Raw genomic sequence first — 17,088 nt, 5'->3', positions numbered from 1 at the left:
ATCTGGCTCAGGAGAAAACCGGGTCGAGCGAACCGGATTTGTAACGCCTGGCCATTTCGGCAACGGAAAGCGGCTGGAGACGCGAAGCGTGGCCGGCCGTGCCGAACTGTTCGAAGCGCTCCTTGCAGAGCTTCGTCAGTGCAGCCATAGCGGGCTTCATATATTTACGAGGATCGAACTCGCTCGGATCCTCCTGCAGCACGCGGCGGATCTGGCCCGTCATCGCCATGCGGCCATCGGTATCGATGTTGATCTTGCGTACGCCGTTCTTGATGCCGCGCTGGATCTCTTCGACCGGCACGCCCCAAGTCGGCTTCATCTTGCCGCCGTATCTGTTGATGATCTCCTGCAACTCCTCGGGCACCGAGGAGGAGCCATGCATGACAAGGTGGGTATTGGGCAGCTTGCGATGGATCTCCTCGATCACGCTCATCGCCAGCACCGAACCATCCGGTTTGCGCGTGAACTTATAGGCGCCATGCGAGGTGCCCATGGCAATCGCCAGCGCGTCGACCTTGGTCTCGCGCACGAATTTAACCGCCTCGTCCGGATTGGTGAGCAACTGATCATGAGACAGCTTGCCTTCCGCCCCATGACCATCCTCAGCTTCGCCCATGCCGGTTTCCAGCGAGCCGAGCACGCCAAGCTCACCCTCGACGGAAATGCCGCCGAGATGTGCCATGTCGGTCACCGTCTTGGTCACGCCGACATTGTAGTCCCAATCTGCCGGCGTCTTGGCATCCGCCTTCAGAGATCCATCCATCATGACCGAGGTGAAGCCGGCCTGGATCGCCGTCATGCAGCTCGAGGGATCGTTGCCATGATCCAGATGCACGCAGACGGGAATATGCGGGTAGATTTCCACGACTGCGTCCATCATGTGTTTCAGCATGATGTCGTTGGCATAAGCCCTGGCCCCCCTCGACGCCTGCATGATCACGGGCGCGTTGACCGCATCGGCCGCTTCCATGATGGCGAGCGCCTGTTCCATATTGTTGATATTGAAAGCTGGAACGCCGTAGCCGTTTTCAGCGGCGTGATCGAGCAATTGCCTTAAGGTGATACGTGCCATTCAACTCTCCCCTGGGTCATGATGGGCGGCTAAGATCGCGTGGATGTTGCTATTTGCCCGACCTCGTTATGGAGATGTGCGCCGTCAGTATGTGACTACGCTACAATCCGGCAAACAGGGCATGCAGACAGCAAGGCATCCTCCAGTACAAACATAACGGCAAAATATGACAAAATCACAGTTTTTGTGAGATTTTCTTCGATTTTCACAAGGAGATCAGTCTCGAATGTGGGGAATAGAGGTTACTGTAGCTGCGGGAGAGATCCGATCGCGCCGCGGCTCCATTATTGATCGTCATTTTGCCGGCAACGGCGAGGCATGACGGGTCACTGAATAAACAATCGAAGAATACGCGATCGAGTCCGTGCTCCTCGAGCTGCTGCGGCAGCCCAACCTGCATTCACTTCCATAAAAACATTGACTGCTCATGGTTTCGCTGTTTTCTATAGATAAAAAACAGAAGCCGGCCGGACTGCATGAAAGTTGCATGTTGCCTCAGCCGGACGGTCCTATTCATCAACATCGAATATGGGAGGAAAGTGGCGTGAGCTCGCGGATCATCCAGCTCGGCACCAGCCGGTTCTTGCAGGCGCATGCGGCATTCTTCGTGCACGAGGCACGACAATCCGGCCAGGATGCTGGTCCCATTGCTGTCGTTCAGGTTTCAGGCGCCAGCAGCCGCAGCGGGCGCGTCGCTGCCTTCGGCAATCCGGCTGGCTATCCCGTCATCATACGCGGCATGTCGGATGGGCAACCCGTCGATCGCAGCGTCCAGGTCATGAGCGTCGATCGCGGCCTCTCTGCAGTCGAACACTGGGGGGAGCTGTCAAGGCTCTTTGCCGAGGATGCGGAATTCGTCATCTCCAACACCGGCGAAACCGGCTACCAGACATGGCCGGAGGAAGACCGCTTCGTCACAAACGGCCAGGTTCCGCGATCTTTCCCCGCCAAGCTTGCCGCGCTCCTCGTCAGACGCTGGCAGGCCTCCGGGCGCCCCCTGGTCATCCTTCCTTGCGAACTGATGACGGGCAACGGCCGCGTTCTGAAACAGACGGTCATCGATTGCGCCCGGCTCAACGATGTGCCGGCTGAATTCTATACCTGGCTCGACGGCCACGCTGCCTTCGCCGACACCCTGGTCGATCGCATCGTTTCCGAGCCGATCGAGCCGATCGGCGCTGTTGCCGAACCCTATGCCCTGTGGGCGATCAAACGCGCGCCCGGTGTCCGCGCGCCATGCCACCATCCAAGCATCGTACTGACCGACGATCTCGCCCCTTATGAGCGCCTGAAACTGCATATCCTCAATCTCGGCCACACCTTCCTTGCCGAAATCTGGCAGCGCGAAAGTCGTCCGGCGGACGAAACCGTGCGCGCCATACTGGCCGACAAGGGCGTAAGGGCGAGACTCGATACTCTCTACGAAAACGAAGTGCTGCCCGGCTTTGCCGCAAACGGCATGGGCGACGAGGCGAAGGCCTATGTCGCTACGACACTCGACCGCTTCCTCAATCCTTTTCTAGACCATCGCATCGCCGACATCAGCCAGCACCACCCCGAAAAGGTGGCCCGCCGCATCCATGCTTTTCTGGATTGGGCGGATAAGGCCGGCAGTAAATCGGGAATGCCCGAGCTGCGACAGATCGCGGCGCGCTATTCTTGAGTGCGCCGATGAGAGGTCTGCTTGAGCCTAAACGAAGATCTGGGGGTGAAGTGGTAATAGGGTTGGACAAGTTAAGCCTTCCATCGGCCCTTAAGGCAGCGCAGGCCTGATCTGGGCCGCTTTCCAATTCAATTGCTCAGCCAAAAGTTTCGGAGTTCACTAAAGTGTCAGCGGGTGGAGGCGCGTTCCCGATCCACCGGCGCGTAGGCTACCTGCGAAATATGGAGATTGATTCACTACTCTCAGTTACAGCCGATTATCGACAAAATACCATTGCTCCATGTGCGAGCGCACTATGGGTTCTACTACCGTATTCAAATGTGCGACATCATGAACAAGATATTTCCTAACGTCTGATCCTTCAGGGAGCACGAAAGGCTTCAGGGCCGTCAGCGCAAATCGCACCCCCGTCTCCCGGACGATATAAATCGGATAGATTAAGGCATTCGTCCTTCGAGCCATTCGCGCGATGAGCGCATAATTGCCCTCAAGATGCACGGGCCTTCCGAAGAACGGCGCTCGGATATGCCCGTTGAAGCCCTCGTCACAGAACATCAGCAGATTGCCGCCGTTCTCCAGGATTCTCAGGGCCGGGCGCACGAAGCTGCGGCCGGGTTTCAAGATTCCAAGTCCCGCCCTCTTGCGCAAGCGGTTGACGATATAGTGGCGTGAGCGGCGTTTGGGCGGGTCGTAATTCATGGTGACGTCGAGTCCCATGTCGAGAAGGCAATGCCAGAGTACCTCCCAATTGCTGATATGGGGCGCGATGAAGATCACCGGCCCTTTACTGCAACGCTCGACCAGTCCTTCGGTGCCAATCATGCGAACGTGCCGTCGTGCCAGTCTCGGCACGACTGAATATTCCGCCATCTGCCGCCCTTGAGAATCGGCATAAGCCCTGAAGAGCTTATCGAGCTCTGCATCGCCAAGCTCGGGCCTGATCATCTTGAGATTAGCTGCGGCGCGCGCATAAGCGCTTTTATGAAAGCGCGGAGCCAGAACTCGTCCGAGCCAACCGCCAAGGTCGGAGCAGACGCTCGCCGGCAATAGCATGAAGGCAAAATAGAGGAAGAGATCGATAGCGTTGTCGATATTCTCATAAAGCCAATAGCGCAGAAATGCCTTGCGCCGGTCGCCGCCAGCCACGAAATCGGCAAGGGGCGGAGCTTTCGGCGGCTCATAGGTCCACGCCTTGCGCTTACCGGCGGTGACTTCTTTATCGGTCTTGGTCGTCATCCCCGGCGCCTATGCAGTGTCACGGGCATGCCGTCACGCGGACGCAATGTCAGGCGGCATTGTGGCTGAACCTTATGTCCATCTCTGACCCGAACGCGAAAACGTTGAGCCAAGATCGCCAGGCAGAGGATCGCCTCGGTGAGGCCGAATTGCAGGCCCGGACATACACGCGGGCCGGCCGCGAAGGGAATATAGCTGTAAGGCGCTGGCCGCGCCTCGCCGAGGAAACGCTCCGGATAAAAGCGATGCGGCTCGGGAAAGAGAGAATCCGTGCGATGCAGGATCCATGGCACGATCAGCACCAGTGCCGCCTTGCGTATCTTCACGTCGCCGATCTGGTCGGGCTCGGCCGCCTGCCGTGCCAGGATCGGTACCGGGGGATAGAGGCGCAGCGTCTCCTCGATCACCGCGCGGCACCAGTCGAGCTTCGCGACATCGTCGATCGAGGGGACCCGATCACCGCAGACAGCCTCGATTTCCGCATGAACCGCCTCCTCCACCCAGGGTGCCCCTGCGAGCAGATACCAGGCCCAGGTCAGGGTTGCCGCCGTGGTTTCGTGGCCTGCCATGAAGATGGTGGCGGCCTCGTTGCGAAGCGCCACGACATCGAGTTTCAGCTCGGGATTGCGCTGCTGCCGGCGGATCAGCAGTTCGACCATGGAACTATTGTCGCCCTTGCCAGCCAGATGATCTTCAATCACCTGATCGATGATCCGGTGAATGCGTTTCACCGACCGGCTCAAGCTCGGCGTCCTGATGATCGGCAGCCCCTCATCGAAGCCGAGAAAATAGCCGAAATTGACGGAATCGACCAGCGACTGGTAGTTCGCAAAGCCTTCGGTGACCGCATTGGCGCTCTCCTCGCCGAGATCATTGCCGAAGACGCTGCGCGAGATGATCTCCGCCGTCAGCCCGGCCATCTCGAACAAGGCATTGACCTCCGCGCCCTCGCCCAAGCTTTGCCAGCGGTCGGCAAGCTCGCTTGCGGTACTTTGCATGATCGAACCGAAGGCCGGGACGCGGTTTTTATGCACGATATCGGAGACCAGCGGCCGGCGCTGCTTCCAGGTCTCTTTGTCGGAAATGAACAAGCCGTCACCCAGCAGATATTCCAGCGCGCGTCGCATCTGCGGCGTCTTGCGCTCGAAGTTCTCATGGCGCTTGGCAACCACATAGCGGATAGCCTCGGGCGAATTGACGATGACGAGCTGCCGGCCCAGAAGCTTGAACTCCGCCACATGCTCGCGATAATCCGCGCGACGCCAGATCGACAGAAAGTCGCTGCGCGCCTGCAGCATAAGCTTCAGCGGCTGGCCGGGCTTGCCGCCATAATAGGCGGCGTGGGCCGGCTCGAAATATTGCGCGGATTGATCGGCGTGTTCGACGATTTCGGTTTTCTGATCGAGCCAGGCCAGCATAGCGGTGCAGAACTTTCGCGCCTTGCGGCCGGTAACGATGTGAGAACGGCCGAGCGCCACGACGCACGGTCGTGGTCACTATATTCATTTCGCAACCGCAGAAAAGCCCTCGCTTGGCCAAAGTAGAGGCTCTTCTTTCGCCTTGCGATCGACCGTGCCTAAAGCGCCTCCAGCATAAGCAGCTCATCCAAAGTCTGGCGCCTGCGGATCAAGCGATGGGTTTCGCCGTCGATCAGGACCTCCGGTGCATAAAGACGGCTGTTATAATTCGACGACATGGTTGCCCCGTAAGCGCCGGCGCCATGAAACACGAGATAATCGCCGACATGGGTCTCGGGCAAATCGCGCGTTTCTACGGTGCCATTGTCCGTCTGCGTGAAAACATCACCCGATTCGCAAAGGGGGCCTGCCACGACTGACGGGAAGGTAGTTCCGGCGGTATCGCGAGGCGCTGTGCCTGGAATGACTGAGATATGGTGATAACTGCCGTACATAGCCGGTCTGGCAAGATCGCTGAAGCCGGCATCGACGAGCACGAAGCGGTTGCGGCCCATCATCTTGACGGCTCTGACTTCAGCAAGCAATACGCCGGAATCGGCAGTCAGGAAGCGCCCCGGTTCGATCTCCAGCCGGATTGTATGGCCAAAGTGCGCCTCGATCTCGCGCCGGGCCTTGTCCCAGAGCGAAAAGTAATGGGCAGGATCGATCTCTTCTTCACCCTCCCTATAGGGCACAGACAGGCCGCCGCCAGCCGAGATGGCCTCGATATCGGCATCCAGCGCGCGGCAGAATCCGATCATCGCTCCGCAGACGCGCTGCAGATGCCCATAATCGACGCCGGAGCCGATATGCATGTGCAGTCCTACGAGCTTCAAAGAATATTGACGCGTCAGCGCCACGGCCTCCTGTAACTGCTCGAACCAGATGCCATGCTTGCTGGTCTCGCCGCCGGTATTGGTCTTTTTGCTATGGCCATGCCCGAAACCGGGATTGATGCGCAGCCAGACCCGATGACCCGGCGAGCGCTCACCCAATTGATGCAGCATATCGATGGAACCGATATTCACCTCGATCTTGTCGGCAATGACACGTTCCAATGTCGGCCGGTCGAAGACGTCGGCAGTGAACACGATCTCCGCAGCTCCCGACGGATTCCCAGCGGAAAAACCTGCCCGCATCGCCCGCTCGATCTCGCCGAGCGAGACGGCATCGACCCGCACGCCCGCTTTGCGCATCTCTTTCAGAATATGAATGTTCGATGAGGCCTTCTGCGCATAGCGAATGACGTCGAAGGCGGAGAGTTGCGCGATGCGGCGGCGGATCGCAGCGACATCATAGATCCAGAGCGGCGTTCCATATTCGGCGGCAAGCGCGCTCAACGTTTCATTGGAAGGGATGGTCATCTTGTCTCGATCGGGTCAGGGCGGGAATGGATCAACAATGAATAATAATATGGGCGGAGCGACCGTGTCACTCCGCCCCTTTGTGGATACAAGAGTGCTGCAGCCGGTTAGCGCCTGGCGGCGGCAAGTGCCTGCTCGAGATCGGCAATGATCTCCTTGGCAGCGTGCAGCCCGACGTTCAGGCGGATCGTGCGGTCACTGACACCAAAGCGCGCGAAGACGTTGGTCTCCGGCGAAATGCTGAGTGCTGCCTTTGCCGGCACCACCAGGCTTTCCGGCCCGCCCCAGCTCACTCCGATGCGAATGAGGCGCAATGCATCGACGAAATCGGCCACATCGATGCGGTCCGAAACCTCGAAGGAAAACAGCCCGCCAAAGCCGCTGAAGGTGCTCTTTCCGGCATGGTCGCCAAGTGCGGGATGCATGACGTTGGTCACATCCGCATGGGCATCGAGCCAGGACGCCACTTCGAGCCCGGCTTCGTGATGATGGCGCATGCGAAATGGCAGTGTCTCTAAATTACGCAGGACGAGCCATGCTTCGAACGGCGCGAGCTTTGCACCCGTATAGGGGTAGATTTCGCTGTTGATCCGGTCGATATGCGCCTTCGAGCCGGTAACAAGTCCCGCCACCGTGTCGCTCTGTCCACCAAGATATTTCGAGGCGGCGTGAATGACGATATCGATACCGGCGGAGAGCGGCTTCTGAAAGAGCGGCGTTGCCCAGGAATTGTCGACCATTGTTACGACGCCATGGCGGCGAGCTGCCTCAGCGATCGCAGTCAGGTCCTGCAGCTCGAAAACCATCGAGGTCGGGTTTTCGAGATAGGCAAGCTTGGCACCCGGAAGCGCGGCAAGCATGGCTTGCGTATCGGTGCCGTCGATATAGTCGACGACGACGCCGAAGCGCTTCAGGACTTTTTCGAAGAAGCGGAAGGCATCGCTATAGACGTGCCGGACGGTGACGATACGATCGCCGGGTCCGACGAAGGCGAGAACTGCAGCAGCAATCGCGCCCATGCCGCTCGAAAAGGCACGTGCCTCTTCCGCGCCTTCCATTTCGGCGATCTTGCGCTCCAGAAGCCGCACGGTCGGGTTGTCGCCGCGCGAATAGATCGGCTTCTTCGAGCGGCCGGCGAAGACGTCCTCCAGTTCCTTGTAGCTATCGAACAGGAAGAGCGATGTCTGGTAGATCGGCGGCACGGCCGCGTCGAACGGATCGTCGCGCGGCGGCATCAGCGCATCTGGAATAGCGTGGCGGTAGGCATCGAATCTCGGCGTCTCGTTCATGGCGTTCCTCTTGGGTCAGGAGTGAAGTGTCGATTGGCCAACAAGGCGGCCCGGTGCATCGGTCGGCAGAATGGCGAGCCATTCCCTCCATCCGACAAAGCCGCCGAGGACGGCAGCGAGAATGGCTGCGGCAGCGGCAGCAGCAGAGATGCCGGCAAAGCCCATCCAAAGCGGCAGCAGGAGCAGAAGCGGGATCAGCAGATATCCCTGCGGTGCAAGCCCCACGAGCGCGGACAAGCCGGCCCGGCCCCGCGATTGCAGCATGACAAGCAGGACGGATTGAAAAGCTGCAAGCGGAAAGATCGGAAAGAGGTGCCGCAACCAGGCGACTGCCTCATCCACGACGTCCTGGTTATCCGTGAACAGGCGTGTGATCGGCTCGGCAGCCAGGAACAGCAAGATGGAATAGAGCAATGCGACCGGCATCGTCACAGCGAGCATGAACCGGATCACGGCTTTCAGACGCTCGGCATCGCCAGCGCCGAAGGCATGACTGACGACGCTCTGGGCGCCGAGGCAAAAACCGAACAACGGAAGCTGTCCCAAAGTCATCAGCCGGATGGCAATCGCCGTTGCGGCGACGCCGGTATCGCCGCCATGGACAGCGGCCTCCCGCATCAGGACCAGAAAGCCGAGACCCGTGACTATGCTTGTTGCGGCAGCGGGAAGGCCGATCCGCGCGATCGGCCAAAGCAGTTGCCAGCAAATCGCCCCGCCGGTCACGCTCACTGTTCCCCATCGGCGCAGGAAGTAGACGGCATAGCATGCAAGGGCTGCAAGGGACGACACAATGGTCGCCAGTGCCGCGCCGGACGCACCGAGCTTGAAGAGAAAGATGAAGGCAGGGTCGAGAACCGCGTTCAATGCGAAGCTCGCGATCAGCACGATCATCGAGAAACGTGAATTGCCTTCGGCGATCGCGATAAAATCGCAGATAGCCTGCAAAAGCCCGAGCGTCACCCCGAAAGCAAGCAGCCGCCCATAATCGAGCCCTGGGGCAAGGAGATTGTCGCTGGCGTCAAGCGCGCCGACAAAATCCGGCAGGCCGAGATAGATCAGGATTGACAAGAGGATGCCGAGCGGGATCGTCGCCGCGAGCGCTGTCGTGGCGACCGACGCTGCGGCTTTGATATCCCCTTCGCCAAGGTAGCGCGCAAGCAGTGTCGCAAGCCCGATACCCAGCCCCTGACCGGCGGCCGCGACAAGCAGAAATAGCGGCATGACCAGGCTGATGCCCGCCAGCACGTCCGGACCGAGCGTTCCCAGGAAGATCGCGTTGATCGCATGATGGCCGGCACTGGCGGCCAATCCTGCCACGGCCGGAAGCGCGACCGCCAGAACGAGCCGCTTGACGCGCGGATCGTTCATATCGACGGCTGCTTTCATCAGGCGCCTCGCGCCAGCGAGCCAAGGACAGGCTGCCCATCCTCTGTAGGTAAGCCGGTGAGATCCGGCAGCAGCAGCCGGTCCATGAAGAAGCGCTCGCGCAGAAGCATGACCAGCAGCGCCTTTTTGTGCGGGAACTGAATATGCTTGACCTTGGCGAAGCCGGAACGATCGAGATTGCGGATTTGCTGGGCGTGATGATGGATCGGCTCGCCGACGATACGGCGGGTGCGCGGATCAGCCAGGAACATGTAGTGCATCAGCGATGGCAGCCAGGCGCTGACGAAGGCTTTTCCGCGGAAATCATCCTCACCGATCGCCACATGCCAGCCGCGGTCGTAGCCGTCGGCGTCGTAATGCGGGCCGATCCTATCTTCCTTTGCCCAATAGAGTTCGAAGTAACCGAAGGGCACACCGCCGAAGGTTCCGATCAGCGGCAGCGTGCGCGAATCGGCAAGGCGGCCTGCGATGAAATCACGATGATAGGAAAGATCGCCGCTGTCTTCCCATATGGCGGCAACCCTCGGATCGTTCATCCAGCGATGGAAATGCGCAAGATCGGCCTCGATATCGGCGACATGGAAGCCAAGCTGAGTATTCAGCCAGGGAATGAAGCGGCTGTAGACGCGGCCGGTAGGCTTCGGAGGCCGCTGCGGATGAAGGGCGCCATTCGTCAGGATCGGCAATTCCGGATAGGCCTTGGGCGCACTTCCGAGCCAGGATCCCGCCTGCTGGAAAAAGGATTCGGGCCGCACGATGAGGCGCTCGCCGCTACGTTCAATCGCGCCGGTCTCCAGCAGTCGCCTTGCAAGATCATCATCCGCAAGCGCGATCTCGAAGCAAATCAGATGCGGATTGCATGCCAGAATGGCTTCTGACACGGCGTTGACGATATCCGCGCCGGAAGGCAGCGGAACCGCCGCCGAGATTGTATCGAAGACCAGAACATTGGTGGCCGGCCCCGATAGATGACCTGAGGCCACTTTCACTTCATGATGCTCGACGCGGAAACTTCCTGGTGTAGACCCTGCCGATATGATGAGCGGCTGGCCGCAGGCAAGCGCACTGCTCTCAAAGCCCGAAGCCGGCAGTCGCAGATCAAAGGATCTCTCCGCCGCCCTATCGCTCCTGATCGCCAGGGAAGCATCCATATTTCATCTCCATATCTTCAGAAACACGCCGGCTGAGATCGGCAGGCCAAGCACAGCGCTAATTCTGCGGTGACGAACGACATCGGCAGAAATTCAAAATATTTTCCGAAAATATTTTTTGAAAATCTCCTGAATTTTCCAAAACTCCATTCGTCATGCAGCTGCATCGATGTAATTTTCGGAGTAACCGAGTTTATCGACGCCAGAAGTCAGAGATATCAATCGATTAAACTTAATATCTACAATAGATATTGAGATGTATACGCTATTTTATTTCGACTGATTAGATATGTATTTCAGTACACCCGGGGAGAATGGCGAAGAAATGACTGTCCACGATCGGAACGCCAAGGCAGCAAACGATACGGATTACCTCGCCAAATGCTCGCTATCGCCAGCACAGTCACGTATCTGGCTCCTATCGGAGACGGGTAACGAAGTCGTCTACGGGCGACAAATACTCGGGATCGTCTTCTCTTCGATCTCTCTTGACCTCGCGCGCGAGGGCCTATCAGAACTTTCTCGACAACATCCCCTCATCACCTCGGAATTCGAGACGCGGGCGGGCGGCGCCGTCCAGCAGATCCTGAAGAACGACCGTTTCGTCGAGATCATCGAGACGACGCTGACTGCAGGCGAAAACCCGGACGAGGCGTTGACCGCGGCGGCTACGGCGGAACAGGCCCGCCCGATCGACCTTACCGATGGCAATCCGGCCCGTTTCATTCTCCTGGCGCAAGAAGGGCGGGCGGTGGGTGCCCTATTTTCCCTCCACGCCATCCTCGCCGACGCTGCGGCGCTCGACCTGCTTGCAACGGATTTCCTTCGCAACATCGACGGTCATGACCCAGCGGATATCGTAGAGACGGCGTTGCCCGACGCCGCTTCGTGGATGATTGCCAATGGTGCACCACGCCTTGCGGCACCGGAGCTAATCGACTTCTGGTTCCAGCGGCTGACGGGTCAGGAGAATATTGCGTCGCTCCTGCCGCAAACATCGGCAGGAAAGAACACGGCCGACGAGGCATGGTTCGAGCATACGCTCGACGTGCCGATACAATCGTCCGCTGACATCTCCGAGGACATGCTTGCCTCCCTCGGGATCGCCCTGCGGCGCCATACCGGATACGGCACTCAGAGGATCGGCCTGGTCACGCGTTCGAAAAGGCAAAGAGTTGCCGCCCGCAACGAGGACGTGTTGATCCTGACGCCGGAACTCGACGGTGCCATGACGCTCAAGGACGTTCGCAATGCATTCGTCAAGGAAATCGAGACCGTAAATCGGCAATTCCTGCCATTCGAGGCCCTTGCCGACGCGTTGATAAGACGGGAAGAATCCTTCGACACCACCGGCCTCGTCAAGACGCTCCTCGATGTGCGTCCGCCCCTGCGTCTCCTGGAAGCAACCTCGAGCGACGTCGCGTTGCGCAGCCCCATCGAACCGCAGCCGCGCCGCGATGCCGATCTGGTCGTTACCGTTTCCCCGGCATCCGCAGGCAAACTGCGCATCAGCATCGGCTTCGACCCGCAGAAGCATGATCGAAAGCAGATCATCCGCTTCGCCGATGATCTTGCCATTGCGCTTGCGCAATTGAATGCCAATCCCGTTGCACAGGTCAAACACATCCCCTTCGTGTCGCCAGAGGAATTGGAGAGACTTTCCGCACCCTATCCCGACGCACCGGAAGCGGACGACGGCACACCGATCCACGAGGTCATCTCCGCGCAGGCGAAAAGGCGGCCGAACGCCTTTGCCGTCGCACAGGGCGAGAAATCCGTGACACATGGCGAACTCGAAGCTGCCGCCAACCGGCTGGCCCATCGGCTGATCGCGATGGGGATCGGCCCGGAAAAACGCGTGGCTATCGCCCTTGAGAAATCGATCGACGCGATCATCGCCATTCTTGCTGTATTGAAGGCCGGCGGCGCATTCACGCCGGTGGAACCGGATCATCCTGAGGCCCGCAATCGTCACATCCTGACCGCTCCGGGCCTCTCGCTCGTCATCTCCCGGGCAAAGCATATCGCCAACCTGCCGAGCAATATCGCAACACCCTATCTTAATCTCGATGCCATCGACCTGTCCGCGGAGAGCGTCGACGCACCGGCAACGATCATTGCCCCGCAGCAACTTGCCTATGTGATCTACACGTCAGGCTCGACGGGCGTGCCGAAAGGCGTCGCCGTCGAGCACGGCCCGCTCGCCCACCATTGCAAGGCGACCCTGCGCATCTATGAAATGAGCGAGGAGTCCTGCGAATATCCGGTACTGCCCTTCACTTCGGACGGCGGCCATGAGCGCTGGATGGTGCCACTGATGGCAGGCGGCGGTGTGGTGCTGACGCAAGACAAGCTTGCCACGCCTGAAGATGCCTTTGCAGCCATGAAGCGGCACGGCGTCAACAATGCCAGCCTGCCCACAAGCTATGTGCGCGGCCTTGCCGAATATGCGGGCGAGAACAACGAAATCCCGCGGCTGCGGCTCTATTCCTTCGGCGGCGAGGCGCTGTCGCAGGCGGTGTTTGACATGATCACCGAGAACCTGAAGGCGCAGCTGCTGATCAACGGCTATGGTCCGACCGAAACGATCATGACGCCGATGATCTGGAAGATCCCGGCGGGAACTCGCTTCGAAGGGACCGTCGCGCCGATCGGCCGCGGAGTTGGCGATCGACGCATCTATGTGCTCGATGCCGACCTCGCGCCCGTCCCGGTCGGTGTAATCGGCGAAATCTATATCGGCGGCAGCGGCCTGGCCCGCGGCTATCTCGGCCAGCCGGAGCTGACGGCTGATCGCTTCATTCCGGATCCCTTCACACCGGGCGGACGACTGTACAAGTCGGGCGATCTCGGCCGCTGGCGTGAAGACGGCATTGTCGAATTCGCCGGCCGCGTCGATCACCAGATCAAATTGCGCGGCTTCCGCATCGAGCCGGGCGAAATCGAAGCTGTGCTGCGCTCGGACCAACGTGTCGCGGAGGCTGTCATCCTCCTGCACAATGACGGCGGACGTAGTTCTCTGGTCGCCTATGTGGTGCCGCGCGAGGGCGAAAGCTTGAGCGTGACAGAACTGCGCCGCACCGCCATGACCGCCCTGCCCGATTACATGGTGCCACAAACGATCATGCTGATCGACAGGCTGCCGATGGGGCCGAACAGCAAACTGGACCGCGCCGCCCTGCCGGCACCGCGCATCGAACGGGAAATGGCGGCGCCCGTCAATGACAAGGAAAAAGCAATCTTGGATGTCTGGAAAGACATCCTCGACATCGGCGATATCGGTGTCACGGAGAATTTCTTCGATATTGGCGGGCAATCGCTGATGGCCGTGCGCATCGTCTCGCGCCTGAAGATGCGCCATCCCGAATGGCCGCTGTCGATCGCCGACATGTTCAACCATCCGACAGTGCGCGATCTGGCACTGGCGATAGACGGCAGTCGCGATGAAACCGGCGTCGACGTCGTCTACCTCAGACGCAATGGCGACCGGCCGGTGCTCTATTGCTTCCCGGGCCTGCTCGTCAGCACGCGCGAATATATGCGGCTTGTCGACTATCTCGGGCCGGAACAGCCGGCGACCGGCTTCATCTGCTATTCACTGACCGAGACCAAGACGCTGAGTACCCGCGTCGAAGATATCACGGCGCGCTATGCGGAAGCCGTGCGCAGACAAGCCAAGGGCCGGCCATGCGCCTTCCTCGGCTGGTCGTGGGGCGGGCTGCTCGCCTATGAAGCCGCCCGTCAGCTCGGCAATGACATCGATCTGCGCATGATCGGCATGGTCGATGTCTGCGACATGGACGAGGAATTTACCGTCGGCATCATGCCGCGCTTCGAAGACGGCATCCGAGATCGTACCCATGCTGCCGTGCAGAGCTGGCTTGCCACCACGCCGATGCGCGAGGATTGGAAAAGGCTGTTCGCAGCTATGAACGAGGAGGTTTACGAACAGTTCCTCCACCATGTCGTCAAGCATAATGTCAAACTGCCGACGGATGGCCCCGATATCGGCTCGGAAGAGCACACGTTCTGGATTCTCATCGACAACGCGATGATCTTCCGTAACTACCGCCTGGAACAATCCGATTTCCGCATCCATGCCTTTGCGGCCGAGGATTCCCTCACGCGCGCCCTCAACGTCATCGACTGGCGGCGCTATTCGCCAAATGCCACGGCATCGGAGATCGTCACCGGCACCAACCATTTGACGATCATCGGCAAGACGCCCTTCCATCAGCGTTTCGCCCGGCGGCTCGATCATGCCTTTGCGCCGGCGCCGCTGTCCAAAGACGCCGTCAAGTAACCCCCTCTTCGACATAATTCTGGAGCTGCATCATGACATCGCACGTGCTCGACCTCGCCGGGGCCGGTATCGGTCCCTTCAACCTCAGCCTTGCCGCTCAGCTCGATTCCATACCGCAACTTTCCGTCCGCTTCTTCGAGCGGCGCCCATCCTTCGCATGGCATCCAGGAATGATGCTGCCGGGCGCAGAGATGCAGACCTCCATTCTAAAAGATCTGGTAACCGCCACCAACCCGACAAGTCCGTGGAGCTTCCTCTCCTATCTTGTTGCGCATAAACGCTTTTATCAATTTCTCAATGCGGAATATGAAGCCGTTCCGCGCAAAGAATTCGCCGACTATCTCGGATGGGTCGCGCGCGGCCTGACGTCGCTGCGCTTCGGCGCCAGCGTCCGGGAGGTCCACGCCAACGACGGCTTCTTCTCCATTGCCACCGAGGATGGCGCGATCAGCGCCCGCAATCTCTCCGTCGGCGTCGGCAAGATCGCGTCTCGTCCAGCCTGGGCCGAACAACTACCCAAATCCATGACCTTCCACAGCAGCGAAGCGACGCAGCGTATGGGTGATGTCAAAGCGCCCCGTGTTGCCGTCATCGGCGGCGGCCAAAGCGGGGCGGAGATCGTCGATGCGCTTATGGATCTGAACAGGGTTTCGTCCATCCATTGGATCAGCCGCCGGCCGAATTTCGAGCCGCTCGACGCGACGCCATTCACCAACGAGCTCTTCACGCCAGGCTATATGGAGCGTTTCCACGGACTTCCCGAAGAGCTGCGGCTCACGCACACACGCCGGCAGGTGCTGGCGAGCGACGGCGTTTCCGCCTCCACCTTGAAAAAGCTCTATCGCCGCCTCTACGAACGAAAGCTCGATGCAGGCGGCCACCCCGATCACGGCATATCGCTGCGCCCGTTCCGCAATGTCATCGCAGCCGAGCAGGATGGTCCCGAAATCACGCTGACCATGCGCAACGGTTTCGATGACAGCGTCGAGACGCTTGTTGTCGACATGGTCGTCTTTGCAACCGGCTATCGCTTTGTCCTTCCGCAATTCCTGCATTCGCTTGAAAATCGCATCGAACTCAACTCCATCGGTGAACCGGTGCTGGAAAGCGACTTCTCGCTGGCATGGGACGGGCCGCGCGAAAACCGCATCTTCGTTCTCAATGCCGGGCGCCATAGCCACGGCATCGCCGAACCGCAGCTCAGCCTCGCCGCATGGCGCAGCGCCGTGATTGCCAATGCATTGCTCGGTCGCCCGCATTTCGATCTCGATCAGCTCGATCCCATCGTACAGTGGGAAACGCACGGGCAGCCGTCGAACCTTCCCTCTCACATGGGACAGGCAGCGGAATAGGTGAAGACGGCCCAACCGGGGGAAGAGACAGCGCAGGTAGAGCTTCATAGCCTGTACCTGTCTGACGAGCTTCCCGTACCGGACTCGATTTTGAGCGAGGCAGAAAAAAGCCGTGCCGCAGCATTCAGATCATGCCCGGCGCGGCGCCTTTTCGTTGCCGGACGGGTGCTGTGCCGAAGCATTATCGCCAATCTGCTTGGCTGCGCCCCGCAAGCACTTTGTCTCGCGATTACCCCTTCCGGCAGGCCCTACCTGCGTGATTACCCCGACATTGACTTCAATCTCTCGCACACCAAAGACCACATAGCGCTCGCGATCTGTCGCGGCGGCCGCATCGGTATCGATATCGAGCGCCTCGACGCATTTTCGGAGAAGGAAGCCTTCGAGATCATGCCGATGATCCTTTCCGAACAAGAGCTCAATCAGGTGCATCAATTGGATGAGCGATATCGCCACGATGTTTTTCTCGCCTGCTGGGTTCAGAAAGAGGCTGCGTTGAAATGCTTCGGCCAGGGTTTTCTGGCCGACCCGCAAGGCGTGATGCTGGCGCCGGGAAATACAACCTTTGAAAGCAAAAGCCAGATATCGGACGAAGCGATTTTCATCCATTCCGGCAGGATCAGCAATGGAGAAAGCGGGGATTTTCAATGGGCTATCGCGACCTCAAGAGCTGTGGCACGGCCGCAATGGCAGCATCACAAAAGCGGGATTTTCTTCTAGATTGCTAAAAAAATTAAAATAAAATCAGGTGGATAAACCTTGATTTAGGAGATGCTTCACTTTTCGACTCCGCTATCTTGACTATCATTGTCATG

11 protein-coding genes are annotated in these 17,088 nt (G+C 59.3%); 4 read left to right on the top strand and 7 right to left on the bottom strand.

The genetic code is table 11. The annotated features are described in order from the left end of the window. Positions 1-7 precede the first annotated feature (7 nt). Positions 8-1,072, bottom strand: a complete 1,065-nt coding sequence (gene fba / locus FBZ99_RS25820) for a class II fructose-bisphosphate aldolase (protein WP_113352441.1) — start codon at positions 1,070-1,072, stop codon at positions 8-10. 544 nt (positions 1,073-1,616) lie between these two features. Here fba and FBZ99_RS25815 point away from each other — a divergent pair. Then, complete coding sequence (locus tag FBZ99_RS25815) at positions 1,617-2,735, top strand: mannitol dehydrogenase family protein (RefSeq protein ID WP_113352443.1); 1,119 nt, start codon at positions 1,617-1,619, stop codon at positions 2,733-2,735. A 246-nt stretch (positions 2,736-2,981) separates the two neighbouring features. Here the strand turns inward: FBZ99_RS25815 and FBZ99_RS25810 are convergent, their stop codons facing one another. The 6 genes from FBZ99_RS25810 to FBZ99_RS25785 all read right to left on the bottom strand — a co-directional run bounded on the left by FBZ99_RS25810 (position 2,982) and on the right by FBZ99_RS25785 (position 10,618). Next, entirely contained in the window at positions 2,982-3,971 is a 990-nt protein-coding gene (locus tag FBZ99_RS25810) for a lysophospholipid acyltransferase family protein (protein WP_113352444.1), read from the bottom strand. Continuing rightward, positions 3,968-5,449, bottom strand: a complete 1,482-nt coding sequence (locus tag FBZ99_RS25805) for a cytochrome P450 (protein ID WP_246661200.1) — start codon at positions 5,447-5,449, stop codon at positions 3,968-3,970. The genes FBZ99_RS25810 and FBZ99_RS25805 overlap by 4 nt, the downstream gene beginning before the upstream one ends. 98 nt (positions 5,450-5,547) lie before the next feature. Next, positions 5,548-6,792 carry a diaminopimelate decarboxylase gene (gene lysA, locus FBZ99_RS25800; RefSeq protein WP_113333892.1) on the bottom strand — a complete coding sequence of 415 codons (1,245 nt, stop codon included), beginning with the start codon at positions 6,790-6,792 and terminating at the stop codon, positions 5,548-5,550. 107 nt (positions 6,793-6,899) lie between these two features. After that, the gene (locus FBZ99_RS25795) at positions 6,900-8,081 is read right to left on the bottom strand and encodes a PLP-dependent transferase (protein WP_113333893.1); all 1,182 of its coding nucleotides are present in this window, start codon (positions 8,079-8,081) and stop codon (positions 6,900-6,902) included. A 15-nt stretch (positions 8,082-8,096) separates the two neighbouring features. Beyond that, the gene (locus FBZ99_RS25790) at positions 8,097-9,467 is read right to left on the bottom strand and encodes an MATE family efflux transporter (protein WP_113352445.1); all 1,371 of its coding nucleotides are present in this window, start codon (positions 9,465-9,467) and stop codon (positions 8,097-8,099) included. Next, the gene (locus tag FBZ99_RS25785; protein ID WP_145635611.1) at positions 9,467-10,618 is read right to left on the bottom strand and encodes a GNAT family N-acetyltransferase; all 1,152 of its coding nucleotides are present in this window, start codon (positions 10,616-10,618) and stop codon (positions 9,467-9,469) included. The genes FBZ99_RS25790 and FBZ99_RS25785 overlap by 1 nt, the downstream gene beginning before the upstream one ends. Before the next feature lie 325 nt (positions 10,619-10,943). On the opposite strand from FBZ99_RS25785, the gene FBZ99_RS25780 reads away from it, so the two are divergent. From FBZ99_RS25780 to FBZ99_RS25770, 3 genes are read left to right on the top strand one after another with little or no spacing between them, the layout of a single operon-like run. Then, entirely contained in the window at positions 10,944-14,921 is a 3,978-nt protein-coding gene (locus tag FBZ99_RS25780) for a non-ribosomal peptide synthetase (RefSeq protein ID WP_186450354.1), read from the top strand. Between the two features lie 32 nt (positions 14,922-14,953). Then, the gene (locus FBZ99_RS25775) at positions 14,954-16,273 is read left to right on the top strand and encodes a lysine N(6)-hydroxylase/L-ornithine N(5)-oxygenase family protein (protein ID WP_145635607.1); all 1,320 of its coding nucleotides are present in this window, start codon (positions 14,954-14,956) and stop codon (positions 16,271-16,273) included. Beyond that, positions 16,274-16,993: a 4'-phosphopantetheinyl transferase family protein gene (locus tag FBZ99_RS25770; RefSeq protein ID WP_145635605.1), complete on the top strand. Its 720-nt coding sequence runs from the start codon at positions 16,274-16,276 to the stop codon at positions 16,991-16,993. Positions 16,994-17,088 lie beyond the last annotated feature (95 nt).

This window comes from Rhizobium sp. ERR 1071 (assembly GCF_007828675.1).
Classification (GTDB): domain Bacteria; phylum Pseudomonadota; class Alphaproteobacteria; order Rhizobiales; family Rhizobiaceae; genus Rhizobium; species Rhizobium dioscoreae.
This window is presented reverse-complemented; position numbering and strand designations above follow the sequence as displayed.

Excerpts from the sequence above, each read along its gene's own strand:
- FBZ99_RS25795 (WP_113333893.1), bottom strand. The coding sequence starts at position 8,081 with ATGAACGAGACGCCGAGATTCGATGCCTACCGCCACGCTATTCCAGAT.
- FBZ99_RS25775 (WP_145635607.1), top strand. The coding sequence starts at position 14,954 with ATGACATCGCACGTGCTCGACCTCGCCGGGGCCGGTATCGGTCCCTTC.
- FBZ99_RS25780 (WP_186450354.1), top strand. The coding sequence starts at position 10,944 with ATGACTGTCCACGATCGGAACGCCAAGGCAGCAAACGATACGGATTAC.
- FBZ99_RS25785 (WP_145635611.1), bottom strand. The coding sequence starts at position 10,618 with ATGGATGCTTCCCTGGCGATCAGGAGCGATAGGGCGGCGGAGAGATCC.
- fba (WP_113352441.1), bottom strand. The coding sequence starts at position 1,072 with ATGGCACGTATCACCTTAAGGCAATTGCTCGATCACGCCGCTGAAAAC.
- FBZ99_RS25790 (WP_113352445.1), bottom strand. The coding sequence starts at position 9,467 with ATGAAAGCAGCCGTCGATATGAACGATCCGCGCGTCAAGCGGCTCGTT.
- FBZ99_RS25810 (WP_113352444.1), bottom strand. The coding sequence starts at position 3,971 with ATGACGACCAAGACCGATAAAGAAGTCACCGCCGGTAAGCGCAAGGCG.
- lysA (WP_113333892.1), bottom strand. The coding sequence starts at position 6,792 with ATGACCATCCCTTCCAATGAAACGTTGAGCGCGCTTGCCGCCGAATAT.